Annotated in this window: 21 protein-coding genes; 6 read left to right on the top strand and 15 right to left on the bottom strand. The window is 51.7% G+C overall.

All coding sequences use genetic code 11. The features are described from left to right. Positions 1 to 4: 4 nt before the first annotated feature. Genes secD through queA form a run of 4 tightly spaced genes read right to left on the bottom strand, consistent with a single transcriptional unit; the run spans position 5 to position 4,487 of the window. Positions 5 to 1,852 (bottom strand): protein translocase subunit SecD, encoded by a 1,848-nt coding sequence (gene secD, locus A1WG_RS07120; protein WP_032141503.1) that lies wholly within the window; start codon positions 1,850 to 1,852, stop codon positions 5 to 7. A gap of 27 nt (positions 1,853 to 1,879) precedes the next feature. Continuing rightward, on the bottom strand, positions 1,880 to 2,212 hold the full coding sequence (gene yajC, locus A1WG_RS07125) for a preprotein translocase subunit YajC (RefSeq protein ID WP_000007629.1): 333 nt from the start codon (positions 2,210 to 2,212) through the stop codon (positions 1,880 to 1,882). Between the two features lie 22 nt (positions 2,213 to 2,234). Then, complete coding sequence (gene tgt / locus A1WG_RS07130; RefSeq protein WP_000667317.1) at positions 2,235 to 3,362, bottom strand: tRNA guanosine(34) transglycosylase Tgt; 1,128 nt, start codon at positions 3,360 to 3,362, stop codon at positions 2,235 to 2,237. Between the two features lie 54 nt (positions 3,363 to 3,416). Further along, the gene (gene queA / locus A1WG_RS07135; RefSeq protein WP_001266487.1) at positions 3,417 to 4,487 is read right to left on the bottom strand and encodes a tRNA preQ1(34) S-adenosylmethionine ribosyltransferase-isomerase QueA; all 1,071 of its coding nucleotides are present in this window, start codon (positions 4,485 to 4,487) and stop codon (positions 3,417 to 3,419) included. Between the two features lie 295 nt (positions 4,488 to 4,782). Here queA and acpH point away from each other — a divergent pair, with 295 nt between their 5' ends. Continuing rightward, positions 4,783 to 5,364 (top strand): ACP phosphodiesterase, encoded by a 582-nt coding sequence (acpH, locus tag A1WG_RS07140; RefSeq protein WP_001009874.1) that lies wholly within the window; start codon positions 4,783 to 4,785, stop codon positions 5,362 to 5,364. Between the two features lie 4 nt (positions 5,365 to 5,368). Here the strand turns inward: acpH and malZ are convergent, their stop codons facing one another. The 5 genes from malZ to phoB all read right to left on the bottom strand — a co-directional run bounded on the left by malZ (position 5,369) and on the right by phoB (position 12,558). Continuing rightward, entirely contained in the window at positions 5,369 to 7,186 is a 1,818-nt protein-coding gene (gene malZ, locus A1WG_RS07145; protein WP_001515879.1) for a maltodextrin glucosidase, read from the bottom strand. Between the two features lie 154 nt (positions 7,187 to 7,340). After that, positions 7,341 to 8,714 carry a proline-specific permease ProY gene (gene proY / locus A1WG_RS07150; protein WP_001515878.1) on the bottom strand — a complete coding sequence of 458 codons (1,374 nt, stop codon included), beginning with the start codon at positions 8,712 to 8,714 and terminating at the stop codon, positions 7,341 to 7,343. Between the two features lie 75 nt (positions 8,715 to 8,789). Then, on the bottom strand, positions 8,790 to 10,109 hold the full coding sequence (brnQ, locus tag A1WG_RS07155) for a branched-chain amino acid transporter carrier protein BrnQ (RefSeq protein WP_001515877.1): 1,320 nt from the start codon (positions 10,107 to 10,109) through the stop codon (positions 8,790 to 8,792). A gap of 406 nt (positions 10,110 to 10,515) precedes the next feature. Then, positions 10,516 to 11,811, bottom strand: a complete 1,296-nt coding sequence (gene phoR, locus A1WG_RS07160; protein ID WP_001515876.1) for a phosphate regulon sensor histidine kinase PhoR — start codon at positions 11,809 to 11,811, stop codon at positions 10,516 to 10,518. A gap of 57 nt (positions 11,812 to 11,868) precedes the next feature. Beyond that, complete coding sequence (gene phoB / locus A1WG_RS07165) at positions 11,869 to 12,558, bottom strand: phosphate response regulator transcription factor PhoB (RefSeq protein ID WP_000113928.1); 690 nt, start codon at positions 12,556 to 12,558, stop codon at positions 11,869 to 11,871. A gap of 189 nt (positions 12,559 to 12,747) precedes the next feature. Here phoB and sbcD point away from each other — a divergent pair, with 189 nt between their 5' ends. The 3 genes from sbcD to araJ all read left to right on the top strand — a co-directional run bounded on the left by sbcD (position 12,748) and on the right by araJ (position 18,400). Continuing rightward, positions 12,748 to 13,950 (top strand): exonuclease subunit SbcD, encoded by a 1,203-nt coding sequence (gene sbcD, locus A1WG_RS07170; protein ID WP_001221330.1) that lies wholly within the window; start codon positions 12,748 to 12,750, stop codon positions 13,948 to 13,950. Next, positions 13,947 to 17,090, top strand: a complete 3,144-nt coding sequence (gene sbcC, locus A1WG_RS07175; protein ID WP_001515875.1) for an exonuclease subunit SbcC — start codon at positions 13,947 to 13,949, stop codon at positions 17,088 to 17,090. Before sbcD ends, sbcC begins: the two co-directional genes overlap by 4 nt. A gap of 125 nt (positions 17,091 to 17,215) precedes the next feature. Next, positions 17,216 to 18,400, top strand: a complete 1,185-nt coding sequence (gene araJ / locus A1WG_RS07180) for an MFS transporter AraJ (protein ID WP_024191845.1) — start codon at positions 17,216 to 17,218, stop codon at positions 18,398 to 18,400. A 178-nt stretch (positions 18,401 to 18,578) separates the two neighbouring features. Here araJ and mak read toward each other — a convergent pair whose 3' ends face one another. Next, positions 18,579 to 19,487: a fructokinase gene (gene mak, locus A1WG_RS07185; protein WP_001515873.1), complete on the bottom strand. Its 909-nt coding sequence runs from the start codon at positions 19,485 to 19,487 to the stop codon at positions 18,579 to 18,581. A 124-nt stretch (positions 19,488 to 19,611) separates the two neighbouring features. Here mak and rdgC point away from each other — a divergent pair, with 124 nt between their 5' ends. Then, positions 19,612 to 20,523 (top strand): recombination-associated protein RdgC, encoded by a 912-nt coding sequence (gene rdgC / locus A1WG_RS07190; RefSeq protein ID WP_010379449.1) that lies wholly within the window; start codon positions 19,612 to 19,614, stop codon positions 20,521 to 20,523. A 357-nt stretch (positions 20,524 to 20,880) separates the two neighbouring features. Here rdgC and ppnP read toward each other — a convergent pair whose 3' ends face one another. The 5 genes from ppnP to A1WG_RS07215 all read right to left on the bottom strand — a co-directional run bounded on the left by ppnP (position 20,881) and on the right by A1WG_RS07215 (position 23,578). Further along, positions 20,881 to 21,165, bottom strand: coding sequence for a pyrimidine/purine nucleoside phosphorylase (gene ppnP / locus A1WG_RS07195; RefSeq protein WP_000941942.1), 285 nt, complete (start codon positions 21,163 to 21,165; stop codon positions 20,881 to 20,883). 71 nt (positions 21,166 to 21,236) lie between these two features. After that, a complete protein-coding gene (locus A1WG_RS07200) occupies positions 21,237 to 21,914 on the bottom strand; it encodes an AroM family protein (protein WP_001515871.1) in 678 nt (225 codons plus the stop codon). Positions 21,915 to 22,171: 257 nt separating this feature from the next. Beyond that, a complete protein-coding gene (gene yaiA / locus A1WG_RS07205; RefSeq protein WP_001142443.1) occupies positions 22,172 to 22,363 on the bottom strand; it encodes a protein YaiA in 192 nt (63 codons plus the stop codon). A 49-nt stretch (positions 22,364 to 22,412) separates the two neighbouring features. After that, a complete protein-coding gene (gene aroL / locus A1WG_RS07210) occupies positions 22,413 to 22,937 on the bottom strand; it encodes a shikimate kinase AroL (protein WP_001515870.1) in 525 nt (174 codons plus the stop codon). A gap of 182 nt (positions 22,938 to 23,119) precedes the next feature. Beyond that, the gene (locus A1WG_RS07215; RefSeq protein WP_001515869.1) at positions 23,120 to 23,578 is read right to left on the bottom strand and encodes a YaiI/YqxD family protein; all 459 of its coding nucleotides are present in this window, start codon (positions 23,576 to 23,578) and stop codon (positions 23,120 to 23,122) included. Between the two features lie 121 nt (positions 23,579 to 23,699). Here A1WG_RS07215 and proC point away from each other — a divergent pair, with 121 nt between their 5' ends. Beyond that, entirely contained in the window at positions 23,700 to 24,509 is an 810-nt protein-coding gene (gene proC, locus A1WG_RS07220; RefSeq protein WP_001515868.1) for a pyrroline-5-carboxylate reductase, read from the top strand. Positions 24,510 to 24,516: the final 7 nt, after the last annotated feature.

Below are 24,516 nucleotides of genomic sequence, written 5' to 3'. Positions count from 1 at the left end.
CTCCTCAGATTGACAGCTTCTTGACGCGCTTGCCGCCATATAGCAGGTTTACGATGGCACGCGTACCGACAATCGCGGTAAACATCGACGTCGCCACACCGATACCGGTAGTAATCGCGAACCCTTTAATTGCCCCAGTACCAACCGCATACAGGATGATGACTTTAATCAGCGTGGTGATGTTCGCATCGAAGATAGAACTGAACGCGCCACGATAACCTTCGTCAATCGCCTGCTGAACGGTACGTCCGTTGCTCAACTCTTCTTTAATACGTTCGTTGATCAGTACGTTCGCATCGACCGCCACCGCAAGGGTTAAGACGATACCCGCAATACCCGGCATACTCAGCGTTGCACCTGGCAACAGCGACATAATGCCGACGATCAAGATCAGGTTGGCAATCAGTGCACTGGTCGCAATCAGACCAAACTTCTTATAGAAGAGGATCATGAACAGAATAGAAACCAGCAGACCGGCGAGACACGCTTCCAGCCCCTGCTCAATGTTCTGCATACCCAGAGTCGGGCCAATGGTACGTTCTTCAACAATCTGAATCGGCGCAATCAACGCACCGGCACGCAGCAGCAGCGACAACTGACGCGCTTCGTTCGGGTTGTTGATACCGGTGATACGGAAGCTGTTACCCAGACGAGACTGGATATTCGCGATGTTAATCACCTCTTCCTGTTTCACCAGAACCGCACGACCGTTAGCATCTTTCTTACCGCTGTCTTTGTACTCCACGAACAGGGTTGCCATCGGTTTACCGATGTTGTCCTTGGTGAAGTTAGACATGATGTTGCCACCAGCGCTGTCGAGCGAGATGTTAACCTGCGGCTGGTTGTATTCGTCCTGGCTGGAAGTGGAGTCGGTGATATGGTCACCGGTCAGGATCACGCGTTTGTACAGCACAACCGGCTGACCTTCGCGGGTCTGTTTCACTTCAGAGTCACCCGGTACGCGGCCAGATGCGGCAGCAGCCTGGTCAACGTTGGTGTTTACCAGACGGAATTCCAGCGTTGCAGTCGCCCCCAGAATCTCTTTCGCACGCGCAGTGTCCTGAATACCAGGCAATTCAACAACGATACGATCTGCACCCTGGCGTTGTACCACAGGCTCAGCGACACCAAGCTGGTTTACACGGTTACGCAGGATGTTGATATTCTGCTGCACCGCATATTCACGCGCTTCACTGAGACGCGCATCGCTCATCACCGCACGCAGTTGGTTGCTACCCTGGCTGCTAATGACCAGATCGGGATGGCGTTTGCTCAGATACGCAATGGCTTCATCACGCGCATTAGAGTCACGGAAGGTGATGCTCAGACCGTAATTATTTTCTTTACGAACAGTGGTATACGGGATGCCTTTTTCGCGCAAGTCGCTGCGCAGGCTGTCGATATTTTGTTCCTGGAGTTTGCCCAGCGCAGTGTCCATATCCACTTCCATCAGGAAGTGAACGCCACCACGCAGGTCAAGACCGAGCTTCATCGGCTCAGCGTGAATAGCTGCCAGCCAGCGCGGCGTTGCCGGGGCAAGGTTAAGCGCCACGACGTATTTGTCACCCATAACGCCCATTAATGCTTCACGAGCGCGCAGTTGGGTGTCAGTGGAGTCGAAGCGCGCAAGAATAGCGCCCTCTTCCAGTGCCACAGACTTAGCAGTTATTTTTTCTTCTTGTAACGTTTTCTGGACCTGGATCAGCGTTTGCTCACTGGCGGCGACTCCGCGCGCGCCAGTGATCTGAACAGCCGGATCCTCACCAAACAGGTTGGGAAGCGCGTAGAGCAGACCGATGACAATCACCACGATCAGCATGACGTACTTCCACAAAGGATAACGGTTTAACACGGCAATTCCCTTAGGGAAAAATTTTAATTACAGCGCCTTCATGGTGCCTTTCGGCAGAACGGCGGCTACGAAGTCACGTTTAATAACTACTTCAGTGGTGTCATTCAGTGCGATAGCAATGTAGCCGTTTTCCGCTACTTTGGTTACGCGACCTACCAGGCCACCGTTCGTCAGCACTTCATCACCTTTGGCGATGGAGTCCATCAGCTTTTTGTGTTCTTTGGTGCGCTTCTGCTGTGGGCGCAGGATCATGAAATAGAAAATCAGACCGAATACCACCAGCATCAAAATCAAAGACATCGGGCTACCTTGTGCCGGAGCACCCGTTGCCGCTACCGCATCAGAAATAAAAAAGCTCATTAAATTTCCCTCATTATTAATATTAATCAACGTTCAAAGGTGGTACTTCTCGCCCCTGACGCTGGTAAAAATCAGCTACGAAGCTCTCTAATTTACCCTCTTCAATAGCCTTGCGTAAACCCGCCATCAAACGCTGGTAGTAACGAAGGTTATGAATGGTGTTGAGTCGCGCGCCTAATATTTCGTTGCAACGGTCGAGATGATGCAAGTAGGCACGTGAATAATTGCGACAGGTGTAGCAATCACACTCAGGATCGAGCGGCCCGGTGTCGCTCTTATACTTCGCGTTGCGAATTTTCACCACGCCATCGGTCACGAACAGATGACCGTTACGCGCATTACGTGTTGGCATTACGCAGTCAAACATATCGATACCGCGGCGCACGCCTTCAACCAGGTCTTCCGGTTTACCAACGCCCATCAGGTAACGCGGTTTGTCTGCCGGAATTTGCGGGCACACATGCTCCAGAATACGGTGCATATCTGCTTTCGGCTCACCCACAGCCAGACCGCCGACAGCGTAGCCATCAAAACCGATATCTACCAGACCTTTAACAGAGATATCACGTAAATCTTCGTAAACGCTGCCCTGAATGATGCCAAACAGCGCATTTTTGTTTCCGAGACTGTCAAAACGCTCACGGCTACGCTTCGCCCAACGCAGAGACATCTCCATGGAACGTTTTGCGTAATCCCAGTCAGCGGGATACGGCGTACACTCGTCAAAAATCATGACAATATCTGAACCAAGATCGTACTGAATCTCCATCGATTTTTCAGGATCGAGGAAAATCGGGTCGCCGTTGATAGGGTTACGGAAGTGCACGCCCTGTTCGGTGATTTTACGGATATCGCCAAGGCTGAAGACCTGGAAACCACCGGAATCGGTGAGGATTGGGCCTTTCCACTGCATAAAATCGTGCAGATCGCCATGCAGTTTCATGATTTCCTGGCCCGGGCGCAGCCACAGGTGGAAAGTATTGCCGAGGATAATTTGTGCGCCAGTGGCTTCAACTTCTTCCGGCGTCATTCCTTTTACAGTGCCGTAAGTGCCCACGGGCATAAAACAAGGCGTTTCCACTACGCCGCGATCAAAGACCAGGCGGCCACGGCGTGCGCGACCGTCGGTGGTGTCCAGTTCAAATTTCATTTTTTCTCCACTACGTCAGAAAAACAGTCCAACGTTTAAACCAGCGCCGCGGAATTACTCCCCGACGCGCTCATTAATTGCCTGCGGATTGTACGTGATAAACATCGCATCACCGTAACTAAAAAAGCGATATTTCTCTTCAACCGCCGCTTTATAGGCGTTCATGGTGTGTTGATAACCGGCAAATGCCGAAACCAGCATAATCAGCGTCGACTCCGGCAAATGGAAGTTAGTCACCAGCGCATCGACCACTTTGTACTGAAAGCCCGGATAGATAAAGATTTGGGTATCGTCAAAGAACGGTTCGATGAGAGCGTTTTTCGCCGCCTGGGCCGCGCTTTCCAGCGAGCGCACAGAGGTGGTGCCAACCGCAATTACCCGATTTCCGCGCGCTTTCGCTGCCAGCACCGCGTCTACCACATCCTGCGGCACTTCGGCGTACTCCGAGTGCATGATGTGATCTTCAATCGTGTCGACGCGTACCGGCTGGAAGGTGCCCGCGCCAACGTGCAGAGTCACGAACGCCATCTCAACGCCTTTAGCGCGTAATTTTTCCAACAGCGGTTCGTCGAAATGCAGTCCGGCGGTCGGGGCCGCAACTGCGCCCGGTTTTTCGCTATATACCGTCTGATAAAGTTCACGGTCTGCATCTTCATCCGGACGGTCGATGTACGGCGGCAGCGGCATATGACCGATGCTGTTGAGAATATCCAGCACCGAACGTTGATCATTAAATTCGACTTCAAACAGCGCGCCGTGGCGGGCAGTCATCGTTGCTTTAATGCTTTCGTCATCACCCAGCAGCAGTTCAGCGCCCGGCTTTGGTGCTTTTGAGGCACGAATATGCGCGAGAATACGTTTGTCATCGAGCATCCGCTCAACCAGCACTTCAATCTTGCCGCCGCTGGCTTTACGACCAAACAGGCGCGCCGGGATCACCCGGGTATTATTAAAAACCAGAAGATCGCCAGGGTTGAGCTTATCGAGTAAATCGGTGAAAGTACCGTGCGTCAGCGCGCCCGTCGGCCCGTCCAGCGACAGTAAACGACAGCTACTGCGTTCAGGCATGGGATAGTGGGCAATCAGGGATTCGGGCAATTCAAAAGAGAAATCGGTAACGCGCATGACACTGACTCAGACTAAAATAAGAGGCGGGTAGTCTAGTGCCGGGGCGTCCTCCCTGCAACCTTTACCCTCCTTGATGGATGACATAATCTATACACAAAATCATTCAAGATGCATCGAGATGGCAACTGAATGAGTCCCCAGGAGCTTACATTAAGTAAGTGACTGGGGTGAGTGACAAATCTGTCCGTAACAGATTTGAACACCGTGTAACGGTGGCCCGTAAGGGCGAGGCTCATGGATGAGCCGAGTAACTAGCAGCCAACGAAGAGGCAGTTTGAAGGATGAAGTGTATATGAATTTTTTAGCTCACCTGCATTTAGCCCATCTCGCTGAAAGCTCGCTTTCTGGCAACTTACTGGCTGATTTTGTTCGTGGAAACCCTGAAGAAAGTTTTCCACCCGACGTCGTGGCTGGTATTCATATGCATCGGCGTATCGACGTTTTGACCGACAATCTGCCGGAAGTCCGCGAAGCACGTGAGTGGTTTCGTCGTGAAACCCGCCGGGTTGCGCCTATCACGCTGGATGTCATGTGGGATCACTTTCTTTCCCGCCACTGGTCGCAGCTATCGCCCGATTTTCCGTTAGAGGAATTTGTCTGTTATGCCCGCGAGCAAGTAATCACTATTCTGCCGGATTCACCACCACGCTTTATCAATTTGAACAATTACTTATGGTCAGAGCAGTGGCTGGTGCGTTATCGCGATATGGATTTCATCCAGAGTGTGTTAAACGGCATGGCAAGCCGTCGCCCACGCCTGGATGCCCTGCGTGACTCCTGGTACGATTTAGACACCCATTACGACGCGCTCGAAAGCCGCTTCTGGCAGTTTTATCCGCGGATGATGGCGCAGGCTTCACGCAAAGCGTTGTAAGGCGTTAATTCATCCACACTGTGGCCGATATCGCTGGCAATGTCAGAATCCCGTCCGCCAGTTGCCCGTGCCCTTCTTTGCGTTGCCACGCTGTAATATTGAGCAACGGTGACGCGGGCAGCACCACTTCACACGCTTCGCCACGGTTAATCGCCACCAGCACACGCTGCTGATTTAGCAAGCGCACAAACACCACCACATTCTCTTCCGCGTACAGCACCTGACAGCCACCGCGACGCAGTGCCAGGCTCTTCTTACGCAGCGCAATCATTCGCTGGTACAACGAGAATAGCTCCACATCTTGTTTTTCCACCTGCCACGGAAATGGCTTACGGCAAAACGGATCATTGTTACCATCCAACCCCACTTCATCACCGTAATAAATACAAGGCACGCCTGGCCAGGTAAACAACCAGACAACGGCCAACGGCAGACGCGCGACGTCTCGTCCGAGCAGCGTTTTAAATCGCGCAGTATCGTGGCTGTCGAGCTGATTAAACATACGCAATTGCTGTTGATGAGAAAGCCCGGCGCGATAATTATCCATCCAGGTCATACAGGTTTGGGCGTCAATCTGCTGGGGATCGTAAGAGATATCGGTGTTGGCCAGAAATCCCCACAACGGGAATGTAAAGCCACGGTAGTTCATGGCGGCATCTTCCACATCTGCCTGCAACCACTGCCGCGCATCACCAAAATATTCACCCACAATGTACGCTTCCGGCTGGGTTTCTTTCGCAGCCCTGGTGATCCCGGCGACATGCAGCAAATTATTGCGCGCACCACCCGCTTCTCCCAGCATATGCATCACATCCAACCGCCAGCCGTCCATATTCCACGGCGCTTTCAGCCAGTGACGGACAATGCTGTCTTCACCGCGATAAATTTCATTCACCAGACTTTCCGACTGATAGTCCAGTTTCGGCAAACTGGCATAGCCCAGCCAGTCGAGCGCCGTGCCATCATCACTAAATGAATACCAGTCACGCCAGGGCGATTCGGGGTTGTGACAAGCGCCGCCCGTTCCACGATTGTGCCGGTCAAACCAGGCATGAGAGTCACCACTGTGGTTAAACACACCGTCCAGTACCAGCCGCATTCCCTGTTGCTGCGTATTGTGCCTCAAACGCAGCAACGCCCCGTCGCCGCCAAACTGCGGATCGACGTGGCGATAATCTTCGGTATCGTACTTATGCACGCTGGGAGCTTTGAATACCGGATTGAGATACAGCGCTGTCACGCCGAGTTTTTTCAGGTACGGCAGTTTTTCGCTTATCCCGTCCAGATCACCGCCATAGAACGTTGATCCGCCCGCTTGTGCCGTGACGGGTTCGTCCCAGCCACGCAGTATGATCTCCCGTCCGGCTGCGTGATGATAATAGACATGATCCTGCGTTGCTTCACGTGACTGACTTCGGGCAAAACGATCCGGGAAGATCTGATAAAAGATTTGATCCGCTGCCCATTGTGGCCCGATATCCGGCACATCGACGGCAAACTGCTCCAACCGTGCTGGCGGTATTTGGCTAAAACCTTGCGGCGTAAACCATCGCTGGCGATCGTGCCACAGCAATTTGAAACTGTAGCGCCGCCGTGGCTGCCCGGTGGAGAGAGAGAGCGCAGCCCGCCATGCTGTTACGCCTGGATGCGGCTGACTGCGCTGTTTATGCATCGGCACTGATGTTTCTTCGTTATCGTTTTCCATGCGCAGCATAATGCGCTGTGGCGGCTCTTCGCCTGTCAACCACAGTGTAATAAGCAGTTGATCTTTGCTTTGCTTAACAAACGGGGACACCGGCAGGTGCCATGCATTCAACATCATAATTCCCCTGTGATTAAAATATGATCACCTTGCCACAGCCTGATTCAGGATCAATCATCATCTGAAGGATATTTGGGGGGAGGAGGACGGGGGCGGATAACTTTCGGAATAGCCGGATCAGGATGTGTCCTGATCCGGCTGACAAAAGCGGGAACTAGTGGTTTTCAGCCAACTGGCGGTCGTGGCGGCGTTTAAACATCCAGCCAATCAACAGCACAACAATCCACGCGAAACCAACGTACAGAGAGATGCGCGTTTCAGGGTGATAACCAATCAGTCCGATGATAAAGATCAGGAAAATCAGCCCCGCGATAGTCGTTGCCACCCCACCTGGGACTTTAAATTTCAGCGCCTTAACTTCTTCTGGCGGTAGACGGCGACGGAAGGCTATCTGCGACAGTAGGATCATAATCCACACCCACACAGTAGCGAAGGTCGCCAGCGAAGCGATCACCAGGAAGACGTTTTCCGGCATGATGTAGTTCAGATACACCGCAAACAGCAGCGCGGTGGTCATTACCAGCACTGTGACCCACGGAATACCACGACGCGACGTTTTGCTGAAGATTTTCGGCGCACTACCCTGCTCTGCCATGCCGTGCAGCATACGGCCTACGCCAAACACGTCGCTGTTAATTGCCGACAGCGAGGCAGTCAGCACAACGAAGTTAAGAATGCTGGCGGCAAAAGTAATGCCCATATGCTGGAACGTCAGCACAAACGGGCTACCGGCAGTGCCGACCTGATTCCACGGATAGATAGACATAATGACGAACAGCGTACCGACATAGAACACCAGAATACGCATCGGCACTGAGTTGATCGCACGCGGAATAGATTTCTCAGGATCTTTTGCTTCACCGGCGGTGATCCCGATAATTTCGATCCCACCGTAGGCAAACATCACCATTTGCAACGACATCACCATGCCTAGCCAGCCGTTACTGAAGAAGCCGCCGTTGCTCCACAGGTTATGGATACCTGTCGGTTGCCCACCGTTGCCAATCCCCCAGATGATGATGCCGAAACCAGCAACGATCATGATGATAATGGTGGCGACTTTAAAGAACGAGAACCAGAACTCCAGCTCGCCAAACACTTTCACGCTCATCAGGTTGATGGCGCAGATAATCAGCACTACGCTCAGCACCCAAATCCAGTGCGGCACCGTCGGAAACCAGACGCCCATATAGATACCGAAAGCGGTCACATCAGCGATGGCGACAATAAGGATTTCAAAGCAGTAGGTCCAGCCGGTAATGTAACCTGCCAGTGGGCCAAGGTTTTCCTGCGCATAACGCGAGAAAGAGCTGGCAGCAGGGTTATGTACCGACATTTCCCCCAGCGCACGCATAATGATATACGCCGCGGCACCACCGATAATATAGGCCAACAACACGCTCGGACCGGCCATTTTGATGGCGTCTGCCGAACCGTAAAACAACCCGGTGCCAATTGCTGAACCCAGTGCCATAAAGCGTATGTGTCGGGTACTTAGCCCACGCTTTAGCTTGTTCTTACTTTCCATCAATTCCTAACCCATCAACACAATAAAAAACCACGGGGCATCGCAGCCCCGTGGTTAAAACAAATTTTCAGTGATTTAGTGAGCGCTGGAGGCCACCTGACGACCTGCCGCGCGATCCCAGATAATGGCCAGAACCACCATCACCACTGTTGGCATTAACCACGCCAGACCTTGTTCGGCCAGCGGTAAACGCTGCGCCCAGGACGGTAAGATATCGCTGAATGCAGATGCTTTGATCCCGTCGAGAATACCAAAAAGCAGACTGATAAACATCGGCGGAGCAATCACACGGGACGAATTATGCCACCATGAGCGTGTAAAACTTAATACAACCAGTGCGATACATGGCGGATAAATGGCAGTCAGCACCGGCACAGAGATCTGAATCAACTGGCTCAAACCGAGGTTAGACACCACCATCGAGAAGCCGCCGAGGATAAATACCAGGGTACGATAAGAGAGCGGTACATACTGGGCGAAGAACTCCGCACAGGCACAGGTCAGGCCAACCGCCGTGACCAGGCAGGCGATGAAGATTAACGCTGCCAGCAGGAAGCTCCCGCCGCCGCCAAAGGTGTGCTGAACGTAAGCATGCAGAATAGCCGCACCGTTTGCGGATTGGTCAACCAACGACGCGCTGTCTGAACCCAGACGGAACAACGCCAGATAAAGCAGAGTTAAACCAACGCCCGCCATCAGGCCAGCCCAGACGGTGTAACGGGTTAGCAGACGCGCTTCAGTAACGCCGCGAGAACGCGCCGCGTTAACAATAACGATACCAAACACCATCGCACCCAGCGTATCCATCGTCAGATAGCCATTAACAAAGCCGTTAGAAAACGCAGCGTTTTGATAAGCCTCAGTCGCGGTGCTAATAGAACCCGCAGGCCAGACAATTGCAGCAACAGACAGAATGACCAGCGCAATAATTTTCAGCGGCGCAAGGAAGTTACCGACGGTATCCAGCAGTTTGCCCGGATAGAGCGAAACCAGAATGACGATAGCGAAATAGACCAGGCTGTAGATAAACAGCGGCAGTGCAGAATCACCCGTCAGCGGCGCAATACCGACTTCAAAGGAGACGGTTGCCGTACGTGGCGTAGCGAACAGCGGCCCCACCGCCAGATAGCAGACGGTTGCCAGTAACACGCCAGCAACTTTACCGATGGGGGTGCTCAGGCTATCAACGCCGCCGCCAACTTTCGCCAGCGCCACTACCGTTAATACCGGCAGACCAACGGCGGTAATGAGAAAGCCAAACGCAGCAGTCCAGACGTGTTCGCCCGCCTGTAAGCCGACCATAGGAGGGAAAATAATGTTACCTGCGCCGACGAACAACGCAAATGTCATAAAGCCCAGAGCGATAATATCGCGCGATCTTAATTGATGGGTCATAAATCATACTGCCTGTGGATGTGGTGTTGTAACGTTAAATTTTTGTGCCAATCCCTGGGGATGATACAGCGGTATTTTTAAACAATTTCAGCGGGAAATACTCCCAACCTGACGCGGCGAAGAATAGTTTTTCGATTTACCGCTTGAATGCAGTCAGTATGACAGCACCTGAAGCGCAATTTAAACGCTTATAACGTTTTAAAGCAAGATGGGATCTAAAAACCAGAGGGATATAACGATAAGAAATCACTAACCAGTATAAAACGCTATTTCAGCGAAAAAGTCATGGCTAATCATGCGAACAAAAAATCACCAACCCTTGTAAGGTTTAGCGCTTATTTTTTGGCTGCAAAGAAAAAAAGCCAGCGTCGGCTGGCTTATGGCAACAAAAAATGACAAAGGCAGATTAATCGTTGTTTTTGGCAATTAAACGTTCCGGCAGAACAAAACTGAAACGCGTACCTTTGCCCACCGTACTGTCAATATTCAGGCGGCTTTCGTGGTGATTCACCGCATGTTTAACAATTGCTAACCCCAGTCCACTACCACCGGTTTGTCGGGAACGCGCTTTATCAACACGATAAAAACGCTCGGTCAGCCGTGGAATATGCTCCGGTGCGATACCCGGCCCATTATCTTCAACACTAAACTCGGCACCGTGCGGCACTCGCTGCCAGCGCACCGTGATATGTGTACCTTCTGGCGTATGATTCACCGCGTTATAGACCAGATTCGAAATCGCACTGCGTAGCTGATCTTCATTGCCAGACACTTTTAGGTCATTATCTATTTCAAAGGTAAATGTCTGTTTGTGCTGACTCAGAGTCTGGGCTTCACGCCCAACGACACGCAGCATCATAGGTACATCAACCTTTTCATTGAGTAACTGTGTTGGCGCAGCTTCAATTTTCGACAGCGTCAGCAACTGCCTCACCAGTCCTTCCATTCTCTGGGTTTGCTCGCGCATTGTGTGCAACGCTTTTTCACGTACCGCACCTTCCAGCGGCTGCTCATGCATCATTTCCAGGTAACCCTGCAACACAGTCAATGGCGTGCGTAACTCATGGCTCACGTTGGCAAAAAAGTTGCGCCGAGCCCCTTCCAGTTGATGCATTTGCGTGACATCACGCGCCACCATTAACAGTTGTTTATGCGTATAAGGCATGACGCGAATTTCCAGATGCCGCCCGGTGTTGAGCACCAGATTGAGCGGGCGAGAAAAATCACGCGTTTTCAGATATTGCGTAAATTCCGGATAACGCAGCAGGTTAAGGATGTTCTGCCCGTTATCTTCCGGCCAGCGCAGGCCAAGAGTTTGTTGCGCCAGCCCGTTACACCAGAAGATCCCGCCCTCTTCCGTGGTCAGCACCACCGCATCGGGCAGCGACTCCGCGCCGCTACGAAAGCGTTTGATGAGATTGCCCAGTTCGCGGCGGCGTTTTTTATTACGCAACTGCATCTGGTGTAAGCCATACAGCAGCGGTTCCCAGCTTCCACGCCCGGGTGGCGGCGTCATACTGCGATCCACCCACAGCCACCATGAGAGGCGTAATAAATTCCAGAAATGCCAGATAAGCAGTCCCGTTACCGATGCCAATAAAAACCAGGGCAGATAACCCAAAAAAGCACCCAGGATGAAGGCCGGGAGGCAGCAAAGTAGCAGCTCCAGCACCAGCCTTTTCCACGACAGCCGTTCCAGCACGTAAGATACTCCAGTTATGAACAAACAAGCCTTGCTCTGCGTCCGACGAGCAAGGCGTTAAAAGCGGGTTGAAAAACGATATCCTGTACCGCGCACGGTCTGTACCATGCGGTCATGCCCGCCAGGTTCCAGTGCTTTACGCAGGCGACGAATGTGGACATCAACCGTACGGTCTTCTACATAAACATTGGTTCCCCAGACGTGGTTTAATAGCTGTTCGCGACTGTACACACGCTCGGGGTGAGTCATAAAAAAGTGCAGCAGCTTAAATTCAGTCGGTCCCATCTCCAGCGGTTCTTCGCCCGCCATCACCCGATGAGACGTCGGGTCCAGACTTAGCCCCAGCATCTCGATCACCTCTTCCACCGCCATCGGTGAAATACGGCGCATCACCGCTTTAATACGTGCCACCAGTTCCTTCGGTGAAAACGGCTTGGTGATATAATCATCCGCGCCGGTTTCAAGACCGCGCACACGATCTTCTTCCTCCCCTCTGGCGGTCAACATCACCACCGGTATATCCCGGGTCATCGACTCACGCTTCAGATGTTTGATGAACTGGATACCGGAGCCGCCGGGTAACATCCAGTCGAGGAGAATTAAATCCGGCCAGGGTTCATTCAGTTGGTTCACAGCACTGTCATAATCTTCCGCTTCGACCGGCTGAAAGCCATTTTGCTCGAGCACGAAGCAGACCATTTCGCGAATTGGAGCTTCATCCTCTACGACCAGAATACGTCTCGCCATGATTTGCCCTGTTGTAATAAATAGATTGCGATCATCAATGCGACGTCATTATGCGTCAGATTTATGACAGATTTATGAAAAGAACGTCGCACTCCCCTTCAGGTTATTGATTTCCGTGGCGCAGAAAAAAGCAAATAAGACACCTGATTGGGTATAATCGCGCCTATGCTTTTTCGCCAGGGAATTGTTATGCGCATCCTTCACACCTCAGACTGGCATCTCGGCCAGAACTTCTACAGTAAAAGCCGCGAAGCTGAACACCAGGCCTTTCTTGACTGGCTGCTGGAGACAGCGCAAACCCATCAGGTGGATGCAATTATTGTTGCCGGTGATGTTTTCGATACCGGCTCACCGCCCAGCTACGCCCGCACGTTATATAACCGTTTTGTTGTCAATTTACAGCAAACAGGCTGTCATCTGGTGGTACTGGCAGGAAACCATGACTCAGTAGCCACGCTGAATGAATCGCGCGATATCATGGCGTTTCTCAATACCACCGTGGTCGCCAGCGCCGGACATGCGCCGCAAATATTGCCTCGTCGCGACGGAACGCCTGGCGCGGTACTGTGCCCCATCCCTTTTTTACGCCCGCGTGACATTATTACCAGCCAGGCGGGACTTAACGGTATTGAAAAACAGCAGCATTTACTGGCAGCAATCACCGATTATTACCAACAACATTATGCAGATGCCTGCAAACTGCGCGGCGATCAACCTCTGCCCATCATCGCAACGGGGCATTTAACGACCGTTGGCGCGAGTAAAAGTGACGCCGTGCGTGACATTTATATTGGCACGCTGGACGCGTTTCCGGCACAAAACTTTCCGCCGGCCGACTACATCGCGCTCGGGCATATTCACCGCGCGCAGATCATTGGCGGCATGGAACATGTCCGCTATTGCGGCTCTCCCATCCCACTGAGTTTTGATGAATGCGGCAAGAGTAAATATGTCCATCTGGTGACATTTTCAAATGGCAAATTAGAGAGCGTGGAAAACCTGAGCGTACCGGTAACGCAACCGATGGCAGTGCTGAAAGGCGATTTGGCATCGATTACCGCGCAACTTGAACAATGGCGTAATGTGCCACAGGAGCCGCCTGTCTGGCTGGATATTGAAATCACTACCGATGAGTATCTGCATGATATTCAGCGCAAAATCCAGGCATTAACCGAATCACTGCCTGTCGAAGTATTACTGGTGCGTCGCAGTCGGGAGCAGCGCGAGCGTGTGTTAGCCAGCCAACAGCGTGAAACACTCAGCGAACTTAGCGTCGAAGACGTTTTTAATCGTCGTCTGGCACTGGAAGAACTGGATGAATCGCAGCATCAACGCCTGCAACATCTTTTCGCCACGACGTTGCAGACCCTCGCCGGAGAACACGAAGCATGAAAATTCTCAGCCTGCGCCTGAAAAACCTGAACTCATTAAAAGGCGAATGGAAGATTGATTTCACCCGCGAACCGTTCGCCAGCAACGGTCTGTTTGCCATTACCGGCCCAACCGGCGCGGGTAAAACCACGCTGCTCGATGCCATTTGTCTGGCGCTGTATCACGAAACGCCGCGCCTCTCCAACGTTTCGCAATCGCAAAATGACCTGATGACCCGCGATACTGCCGAATGTCTGGCGGAAGTGGAGTTTGAAGTGAAAGGCGAGGCCTACCGCGCATTCTGGAGCCAGAACCGGGCGCGTAACCAGCCGGACGGTAATTTGCAGGTGCCACGCGTAGAGCTGGCGCGCTGCACAGACGGTAAAATCCTCGCTGATAAAGTGAAAGATAAGCTGGAAATGACGGCGACGTTAACCGGGCTGGATTACGGACGTTTCACCCGTTCGATGCTGCTTTCGCAGGGGCAATTTGCTGCCTTCCTCAATGCTAAACCGAAAGAACGCGCAGAATTGCTGGAGGAGTTAACCGGCACCGAAATTTACGGGCAAATCTCCGCGATGGTCTTTGAACAGCACAAATCGGCCCGCACTGAGCTGGAGAAACTGCAAGCGCAGGCCAGCGGCGTCGCGTTATTAGCGCCTGAACAGGTGCAATCATTAACAGAAAGTTTGCAGGTACTCACTGACGAAGAAAAGCTGTTACTCGCCGCACAGCAGCAAGAGCAACAATCGCTTAACTGGTTAACACGTCTGGATGAATTACAGCAGGAGGCCAGCCGTCGTCAGCAGGCTCTGCAACTGGCGTTGACCGAAGAAGAAAAAGCGCAACCTCAACTGGCGGCGCTTAGTCTGGCACAACCCGCACGAAATCTCCGTCCGCACTGGGAACGTATTGCAGAACACTCTACGGCGCTGGCGCATACTCGCCAACAGATTGAAGAAGTAAATACTCGCTTACAGAGCACAATGGTGTTTCGCGCGAGCATTCGTCACCAGGCGGCGAAGCTGTCGGCTGAATTACAGCACCATCAACAAACCCTGAATGCGTGGTTACAGGAACACGACCGCTTCCGTCTGTGGAACAACGAGCTGGCGGGTTGGCGTGCGCAGTTCTCCCAACAGGCCAGTGAACGCGGGCATCTGCGACAGTGGCAACAGCAATTAACCCATGCCCGGCAAAAACTTAATGCCCTTCCGGCTATCTCTTTAGCTTTAACCGGCGATGAAGTTGCTGTCGCACAAGCGCAACATGCTGAACAACGCCCGCTACGTCAGCGCCTGATTGCACTGCATGGGCAAATTGCTCCCCAGCAAAAACGGCTGGCGCAGTTACAAGCCACTATCCAGAGCGTCACGCAGGAACAGACGCAACGTAACGCCGCACTGACCGAAATGCGCCAGCGTTATAAGGAAAAAACGCAACAGCTTGCCGACGTCAAAACCATTTGCGAGCAGGAAGAGCGCATCAAAACGCTGGAAGCACAGCGCGCACAGTTACAAGCAGGTCAACCTTGTCCACTTTGCGGTTCCACCAGCCACCCGGCGGTAGAGGCGTATCAGGCACTGGAACCTGGCGTTAATCAGGCCCGATTACTGACGCTGGAAAACGAAGTGAAAAAGCTCGGTGAAGAAGGCGCGGCATTACGTGGACAACTGGACGCATTAACCAGGCAGCTTCAGCGGGATGAAAACGAAGCACAAAGCCTCCGGCAAGATGAGCAAGCACTTACTCAGGAATGGCAGACACTCACTGCCAGCCTCAGTATCACCTTGCAGCCGCAGGACGATATTCAACCGTGGCTTACCGCCCAGGAAGAGCATGAAAAGCAACTGCAATTACTCAATCAGCGTCAAGAATTGCAGGCGCAAATTGCCGCGCATAATCAGCAAATTATCCAGTATCAACAGCAAATTGAACAACGCCATCAGCAACTCTCTACGGCATTAGCGGATTACGCGCTGGCATTGCCGAAGGAAGATGAAGAAGAGAGCTGGTTATTGGCACGTCAGCAAGAAGCGCAGATCTGGCAACAGCGCCAGAACGAATTAAGCGGGCTGCAAAACCGCATCCAGCAACTGACGCCGATTCTGGAAACGCTGCCGCAAAGTGATGAACTTCCGCACAGCGAAGAAACGGTGACGCTGGAAAACTGGCGGCAAATTCACGAGCAATGCCTCGCGTTACAAAGCCAGCAACAGACGTTGCAGCAACAGGAAGTTCTGGCGGCGCAAAGTCTGCAAAATGTCCAGGCACAGTTTGACGCTGCCCTACAGGCCAGCATTTTTGCCGATCAGCAAGCGTTTCTTGCGGCACTGATGGATGAACAAACACTAGCGCAACTGGAACAGCTCAAGCAGAATCTGGAAAACCAGCGCCGTCAGGCGCAAACGCTGGCAACTCAGGCGGCAGAAGCTCTGGCACAGCATCAGCAACACCAGCCTGACGGGTTGGATCTCACTTTGACAGCGGAACAGATTCAGCAAGAGTTAGCACAAACTAACCAAAAACTGCGTGAAAATACCACCCATCAGGGCGAGATTCGCCAGCAACTGAAACAGGATGCAGACAACCGTCAGCAACAACAAACCTTAATGCAGCAAATTACTCAAACGACACAGCAGGTTGAGGACTGGGGTTATCTTAATTCGCTGATTGGCTCCAAAGAGGGTGACAAATTCCGTAAATTCGCCCAGGGGCTGACGCTGGATAATCTGGTCCATCTCGCTAATCAGCAACTGACCCGTCTGCACGGGCGCTATCTGTTACAGCGCAAAGCCAGCGAGGCGCTGGAAGTCGAGGTTGTCGATACCTGGCAGGCCGACGCGGTGCGCGATACCCGCACCCTTTCCGGCGGCGAAAGTTTCCTCGTCAGTCTGGCGCTGGCGCTGGCGCTTTCGGATCTGGTCAGCCATAAAACGCGTATTGACTCACTTTTCCTTGATGAAGGTTTCGGCACGCTGGATAGCGAAACGCTGGATACCGCCCTTGATGCACTGGATGCCCTGAACGCCAGCGGTAAAACTATCGGCGTAATTAGCCACGTTGAAGCGATGAAAGAGCGTATTCCTGTGCAAATCAAAGTGAAGAAGATCAACGGTCTGGGCTACAGCAAACTGGACAGCGCGTTTGCAGTGAAATAACTATTCAGCAGGATAATGAATACAGAGGGGCGAATTATCTCTTGGCCTGATTGGTCGTTATCCTGCAAGCTATCACTTTATTGGCTACGGTGATTCGTAGCCGTCCTGTTGGTTGTGATGGTGGTATGAATAAAGTTATTTTATCTTTAGCTCTCGGCACGTTTGGTCTGGGGATGGCCGAATTTGGCATTATGGGCGTGCTCACGGAGCTGGCGCATAATGTGGGGATTTCTATTCCTGCCGCCGGGCATATGATTTCGTATTATGCGCTGGGCGTGGTGGTCGGCGCGCCGATAATCGCCCTCTTCTCCAACCGCTACTCGCTCAAACATATCTTGTTGTTTCTGGTGACGTTGTGCGTCATTGGCAACGCCATGTTTACGTTATCTTCGTCTTACCTGATGCTCGCCATTGGCCGACTGGTTTCCGGCTTTCCGCATGGCGCATTTTTTGGTGTCGGAGCGATTGTATTATCGAAAATTATCAAACCCGGTAAAGTCACCGCCGCCGTGGCGGGTATGGTTTCCGGGATGACGGTCGCCAATCTGCTGGGTATTCCGCTGGGAACGTATTTAAGCCAGGAATTTAGCTGGCGTTACACCTTTTTATTAATCTCTGTTTTTAATATTGCAGTGATGGCATCGGTCTATTTTTGGGTGCCAGATATTCGCGACGAGGCGAAAGGAAACCTGCGCGAACAGTTTCATTTTTTGCGAAGCCCCGCGCCGTGGCTAATTTTTGCCGCCACCATGTTTGGTAACGCGGGGGTATTCGCCTGGTTCAGTTACGTAAAACCTTACATGATGTTTGTTTCCGGTTTTTCGGAAACGGCGATGACCTTCATTATGATGCTGGTCGGGCTGGGGATGGTACTGGGGAATGTGCTAAGTGGCCGGATTTCAGGACGTTACTCTCCGCTGCGCATTGCGGCAGTGACTGACTTCATTATTGTGCTTGCATTGCTGATGCTCTTTTTCTTCGGCGGTATGAAAACAACGTCGCTGGTTTTTGCTTTTATTTGTTGTGCGGGATTATTTGCCCTCTCTGCACCGCTGCAAATTCTGCTACTGCAAAATGCCAAAGGTGGAGAGTTATTAGGTGCTGCAGGTGGGCAAATAGCGTTTAACCTCGGTAGCGCAGTTGGCGCATATTGCGGTGGTATGATGCTGACGCTGGGGCTGGCATATAATTACGTGGCGCTGCCCGCCGCCTTGCTTTCGTTTGCTGCGATGTCGTCGTTGCTGCTGTATGGTCGCTATAAGCGCCAGCAAGCAGCGGATAATCCGGTGCTGGCGAACCCATTGGGGTAGGTCGCGGTCACGGTGAACGTTGCTTGTTGCCGGATGCGGCGTACAGATATGCTCATTTTGTAGGCCTGATAAGACGCGGCAAGCGTCACATCAGGCATCGGAGTACGATGTCGGATGCGGCGCGAGCGCCTTATCCGACCTGAGCATCAGGCATGATGCACCAATGGCCTAACTGTTTTTACTCTTGCGGCCATAACCACGCGGCACCGCGTACGCCGCTCGAATCACCATGCTTCGCCTTACGTACCGGCGTTTCACATTCTCCACCGAAGACAAATTGTTTAATCAACGGCGGAACCGTTTGATATAAACGGTCAACATTGCTCATTCCACCGCCCAGCACAATCACATCCGGATCGAGAATATTCACCACATGTGCCAGCGATTTTGCCAGTCGTAGCTCGTAACGACGCAATGCCAGCTCTGCAACGGGATCTTTCTCTTCAACAAGACGAACAATTTCGCGGCCTTTCAGCGCATTTCCACTTAAACGATGATAATCCGTGGCAAATCCAGTACCAGAAATAAAGGTTTCAATACAACCTTGTTTACCGCAATAACAAGGGACTTCCTCGCGATAACGCAGTTCATCTTCGTCCATCCACGGTAGCGGATTATGTCCCCACTCGCCTGCCGTGCCATTGCCGCCGATATGCGCCCGACCATTGAAGGCTACCCCCGCGCCGCACCCCGTGCCGATAATCACGGCAAAGACCGTTTGCGCTCCTGCTGCCGCACCATCTACCGCTTCTGAAACCGCCAGGCAGTTGGCGTCATTGGCCAGACGGACTTCCCGCTGCAGTCGCGCACTTAAGTCTTTATCGAATGGCTGACCGTTAAGCCAGGTTGAATTGGCATTTTTCACCACGCCGGTGTAGGGCGAAATCGAGCCTGGAATGCCCATGCCTACCGTTCCGCGCTGCCCTGTCGCCTGCTCCGCCATCTCTACCAACGTGGCGATCGTTTCAATGGTCTGCTGGTAATCATCGCGCGGCGTGGGCAGACGATGACGGTACAACTGCTCCCCGGCCTCGCCCAGTGCAATCACTTCAGTTTTAGTGCCGCCTAAATCGATACCTATACGCACAGAACTCTCCTTATTTTTTTCAATATCAATAGCGTAGAGACGGACACCCGGATTGACAATGCAAGGCCGCCGACAATTCGTTATTATGCCCGCTAAATTTAACGACAAGGCCGTGGAAATTATCATGCTGTGGTTCAAAAATTTAATGGTTTACCGTCTTAGCCGCGAAATTTCGCTGCGTGCGGAAGAGATGGAAAAACAGCTAGCCTCGATGGCATTTACCCCATGCGGCAGCCAGGACATGGCGAAGATGGGCTGGGTTCCTCCGATGGGATCGCACAGCGATGCATTAACGCACGTTGCCAATGGTCAAATTGTTATCTGTGCGCGTAAAGAAGAAAAAATTCTCCCGTCTCCGGTCATTAAACAGGCGCTGGAAGCGAAAATCGCCAAACTGGAAGCGGAACAGGCGCGTAAGCTGAAGAAGACCGAAAAAGATTCCCTGAAAGATGAGGTGCTGCACTCTCTGCTGCCGCGCGCATTCAGCCGCTTTAGCCAAACTATGATGTGGATCGACACGGTTAATGGTTTGATCATGGTGGACTGCGCCAGCGCCAAAAAAGCGGAAGATACGCTGGCGCTGCTGCGTAAAAGTCTGGGGTCGTTACCGGTTGTGCCGTTGAGCATGGAAAACCCGATTGAACTGACGTTGACCGAATGGGTACGCTCCGGTAGCGCGGCACAGGGATTCCAGTTGCTTGATGAAGCCGAGCTGAAATCGCTGCTGGAAGATGGCGGCGTGATCCGTGCGAAAAAACAGGATCTGACCTGCGAAGAGATCACCAATCATATTGAAGCCGGAAAAGTGGTGACTAAACTGGCGCTCGACTGGCAGCAGCGCGTTCAGTTTGTGATGTGTGACGATGGTTCGCTTAAGCGCCTGAAGTTCTGCGACGAACTGCGAGATCAAAACGAAGACATCGACCGTGAAGATTACGCCCAGCGTTTTGATGCCGATTTCATCCTGATGACCGGCGAACTGGCAGCATTAATTCAAAACCTGATCGAAGGATTAGGTGGCGAAGCACAACGTTAATTGCTGATTTTTCTTCAACGCCAGATAAGACGCCTGCGCGTCTTATCTGGCATGTGACGCCATACCAGGCATTAATATAATCATTCGCTACATCGCGCAATGATTTTTATAACATGGCAAACCGGAGCTTCCACTATTTTAATTGCGCATCAGGTAGCGGTAGCAATGAATTAGAGATTGAACGTCATGGCCAGCAATACAAGCACCTAACCCTTTGATTTAAATGTTAATGTTCAATAAAGCCAATTGATTTGAATATATCAAAAATATAAAAATCAGCAGCCTTTGAAATTTTTAATTATAAAAACAAATTACTTTTCAGAAAAATGCCCTCCCAATCAACGGGAAGGCGAGATATTACAGATAGCGGCACAAATAAGAGGTCGGTTCAGCAACTTGCAAATGAAATTCACTGTGGCCGGGAACATTGAATACGGAACCGGCTTCATACACTTGCCAGTCGGTCGCATCAGGCAGCAACACATTCAGCGCCCCGCTGATTACCGTCATCTCTTCAGGTTCAGCGGTGCTGAAGGTATATTCGCCTTCAACCATGACACCAACGCTGGCGCGACCAGTGCTGCTGCTGGAAAAGCCGATCGATTTCACTTTGCCGGAAAAGTACTCGTTACTTTGAAGCATAAACTGGCCCTGTCTGGTAGTTAAACATCCACTTCACTATAGGGGTCAGAGGCGCTGACTGTCACGCAAAATTAAACCAGTAATTCTGCCGCCAGCCTTGCAATCAATACGTTAGAGAGCAAAACAGGAACATCGAGCTGTTTTTGCAGTAAATCGCGATGACGTTGGTTAAATCCCAAACAATCCAGCATGATGACATCTGCGCCGTTTTCCAGTAATTCTTTCCCGGCATCGATGATGTTCTGTTCAGAATCGTGAATGGGATTGCCCAGAGAAAACAAGGGGGGTTTTTGCAGGATTTGCCATTTTTGCGCCTGAACGTGCAACAGTTCTTCTACCGGTACAATAACACCGACCTGATGACCTTCGACAATGGAGGAAACCAGCGGTGGTAATATACGTAACGGTTCGAGAAAGATTGTATTACGCGCCGTCATACAGCTAATGTTTGCCGTACTCATCAGCAAAATGACGTCGTACCCCTGATTATCAAGCACTTCAACCACGCTTTGCAGATCTCGCTCCACTTTACGACGCGAAATGTGGGCCAGTTGATTATCATTTAATAAAGTGAGAATCGTTTCTTCACCTGCTTCTGGCGCATACTCCGCCATCACTTCTTCGCGGCTTAACTTCCCCAGCAGGCTATGATGGGAAATGTTATTTTCGTCAATGTACTCAGTCAGGAGCGGCAAAACTTCCTGCATAGGTACAATGCCGATGGTCAGGATCGCCAACGACGCACTCATTGTTTTTCCACCTTACTTTTATTTCGTCGTTAATTACCGGGCAAATGCTAAGCACCACTGCTGACACTTACCTGTGCTACAAATGACAAAAAGCGTAGCAGCAGACGCATCCGGCATAATGTAAAGATTCCAAATGATTCCAGTAATGGATTGTTATTGTTTAATATTCTAATTATTAGGAAAACATGGATTGCGAAAAATGTGACGCAAGTCCGTTGTAGCGGCACTCAGAGTCCTTTCCGAGCAGTCTGATACGGTCACTCTTTGTCAGGATCCTCATAGCGTTTTTTCGCATCCATCGCTTCCAAAGCTGTCGGATGTTCGCTGATTAAAGAGTCAGGTTTGGGATGATCGGCTCTAAGCTGATACCAGGTTACGGTCTGCCCTGGTTTTCCTTTTTCAATCGTCACAACATATGCTTCACGAGGATAAGGTGGTTTCGTTGGCATCGTTCTTCCTTATTTCACAGGATGAACGTTAAGTATAGGCACTCGGGAATCAACAATTGATCGTCTGTGCCAGGGCGCAACGAATTTCAGAAATCACCTGGCTGGGTTCGTTGTTAGCGTTAATGATAATATGCGCAACTTCGCGATATAACACATCGCGTTCTTCCAGCACTTCCTGAACTTCTTCACTTAGCGGTTTTCCGGTTAAGGCTGGTCGCAAATCCTCTTCGGGTGCAGCTTGCAGGCGATTAACCAGTACCGCTACTGGCGCACACAAATAAACCACAATCCCGTTATTGCGCATGTAGTGACGATTAAATTCCGTCAGAATAATGCCGCCACCCGTGGCAATAACAGTGGATGGCGCAGTCACCGCTTCCAGTGCTGCGGTTTCTCTGGCGCGAAATCCGCTCCACTCTTCCCTTTCGACGATCTCTGCGACCGTCATATTGAGTTGTGATTGCAGCCATTGATCGGTATCGACAAACCGATAGTTGAGCGAATCGGCAAGGGCCATTCCGACCGTTGTTTTACCACAGCCCCGAGGCCCGATCAGAAAAAGAGGTTGTGTCATCGTGGGTTTTCCCCAAAAGGCCGCAATGCGGCGAAAGCCGGTTTCGTGAGAATAGCGATCATACCATTAAACTAGTACAATTTCGATTGTAAAGAAATAATTCCATTTAAGGTAAAAATTTCAATCTACACCTTACTATACCAAGAAATTAGCGAGAAAGAAGTGTAAATAATAAATTACATTTATGCGCGACTACGTTGCACTTCCAGCCACCACTTTTCCAGCTCAGCGGCAAAGGCCTGGCGGTCACGTTGTGAAAGGCTATCTGGCCCCCCGGTTTGAATACCACTGGCGCGTAAGGTGTCCATAAAATCGCGCATTGTCAGGCGTTCGCGAATGGTCGCCGTCGTGTAACGTTCGCCACGTGGATTAAGTGCCGCAGCCCCCTTCTCGATGACTTCAGAAGCCAAAGGAATATCAGCAGTGATCACCAGTTCGCCCGGCTCACACTGACGTACAATTTCATTATCGGCAACATCGAAGCCTGCCGCGACGCGTAGCGTGCGAATAAACCGCGATGGCGGCACGCGTAAACTCTGATTTGCCACCAGCACCAACGGCACCTGCATACGTTCTGCTGCACGATACAGAATCTCTTTAATTACATTGGGACACGCATCGGCATCCACCCATATCGTCATAAGCCCCTCCTTTGTTGGGTCATCCTCTATTGTGTCGCGCTTTTGCCTTCCGGCATAGTTCTGTTTATGCTTCTGACCAGGCGCTTTCCAAAACAATGAATTTCACGGCAGGAGTGAGGCAATGGAAAAGAAAATCGGTTTTATTGGCTGCGGCAATATGGGAAAAGCCATTCTCGGCGGTCTGATTGCCAGTGGTCAGGTTCTTCCAGGGCAAATCTGGGTCTATACCCCCTCCCCGGATAAAGTCGCCGCTTTGCATGATCAGTTTGGCATCAACGCCGCAGAATCGGCGCAGGAAGTGGCACAAATCACCGACATCGTTTTTGCCGCTGTTAAACCTGGCATTATGATCAAAGTGCTTAGTGAAATCACTTCCAGCCTGAATAAAGACTCGCTGGTGGTTTCTATTGCTGCGGGCGTCACACTCGACCAACTTGCCCGGGCACTGGGCCATGACCGGAAAATTATCCGCGCCATGCCGAACACTCCCGCGCTGGTCAATGCCGGGATGACCTCCGTGACGCCAAACTCACTGGTCACGCCAGAGGATACCGCCGATGTGCTGAATATTTTCCGCTGTTTTGGCGAGGCGGAGGTGATTGCCGAGCCGATGATCCACCCGGTGGTCGGCGTGAGCGGTTCTTCACCTGCCTATGTTTTTATGTTTATCGAAGCGATGGCCGACGCCGCCGTACTAGGTGGGATGCCACGCGCGCAGGCGTATAAATTTGCCGCCCAGGCGGTAATGGGATCTGCAAAAATGGTGCTGGAAACCGGAGAACATCCGGGCGTATTGAAAGATATGGTCTGCTCACCAGGAGGCACCACCATTGAAGCAGTACGCGTGCTGGAAGAGAAAGGTTTCCGTGCCGCAGTGATCGAAGCGATGACGAAGTGTATGGAAAAATCAGAAAAACTTAGCAAATCCTGATGAACCA

Source organism: Escherichia sp. KTE96 (genome assembly GCF_000408525.1).
Taxonomy (GTDB): Bacteria; Pseudomonadota; Gammaproteobacteria; order Enterobacterales; family Enterobacteriaceae; genus Escherichia; species Escherichia marmotae.
Note: the sequence above shows the minus strand (reverse complement) of the source record. Positions and strands in the feature narration are given on the sequence as shown.

Coding starts and splice junctions, on each gene's coding strand:
- proC (WP_001515868.1), top strand. CDS start 23,700: ATGGAAAAGAAAATCGGTTTTATTGGCTGCGGCAATATGGGAAAAGCC.
- phoB (WP_000113928.1), bottom strand. CDS start 12,558: ATGGCGAGACGTATTCTGGTCGTAGAGGATGAAGCTCCAATTCGCGAA.
- yaiA (WP_001142443.1), bottom strand. CDS start 22,363: ATGCCAACGAAACCACCTTATCCTCGTGAAGCATATGTTGTGACGATT.
- malZ (WP_001515879.1), bottom strand. CDS start 7,186: ATGATGTTGAATGCATGGCACCTGCCGGTGTCCCCGTTTGTTAAGCAA.
- sbcD (WP_001221330.1), top strand. CDS start 12,748: ATGCGCATCCTTCACACCTCAGACTGGCATCTCGGCCAGAACTTCTAC.
- aroL (WP_001515870.1), bottom strand. CDS start 22,937: ATGACACAACCTCTTTTTCTGATCGGGCCTCGGGGCTGTGGTAAAACA.
- yajC (WP_000007629.1), bottom strand. CDS start 2,212: ATGAGCTTTTTTATTTCTGATGCGGTAGCGGCAACGGGTGCTCCGGCA.
- ppnP (WP_000941942.1), bottom strand. CDS start 21,165: ATGCTTCAAAGTAACGAGTACTTTTCCGGCAAAGTGAAATCGATCGGC.
- rdgC (WP_010379449.1), top strand. CDS start 19,612: ATGCTGTGGTTCAAAAATTTAATGGTTTACCGTCTTAGCCGCGAAATT.
- brnQ (WP_001515877.1), bottom strand. CDS start 10,109: ATGACCCATCAATTAAGATCGCGCGATATTATCGCTCTGGGCTTTATG.
- araJ (WP_024191845.1), top strand. CDS start 17,216: ATGAATAAAGTTATTTTATCTTTAGCTCTCGGCACGTTTGGTCTGGGG.
- acpH (WP_001009874.1), top strand. CDS start 4,783: ATGAATTTTTTAGCTCACCTGCATTTAGCCCATCTCGCTGAAAGCTCG.
- queA (WP_001266487.1), bottom strand. CDS start 4,487: ATGCGCGTTACCGATTTCTCTTTTGAATTGCCCGAATCCCTGATTGCC.
- A1WG_RS07215 (WP_001515869.1), bottom strand. CDS start 23,578: ATGACGATATGGGTGGATGCCGATGCGTGTCCCAATGTAATTAAAGAG.
- proY (WP_001515878.1), bottom strand. CDS start 8,714: ATGGAAAGTAAGAACAAGCTAAAGCGTGGGCTAAGTACCCGACACATA.
- sbcC (WP_001515875.1), top strand. CDS start 13,947: ATGAAAATTCTCAGCCTGCGCCTGAAAAACCTGAACTCATTAAAAGGC.
- A1WG_RS07200 (WP_001515871.1), bottom strand. CDS start 21,914: ATGAGTGCGTCGTTGGCGATCCTGACCATCGGCATTGTACCTATGCAG.
- tgt (WP_000667317.1), bottom strand. CDS start 3,362: ATGAAATTTGAACTGGACACCACCGACGGTCGCGCACGCCGTGGCCGC.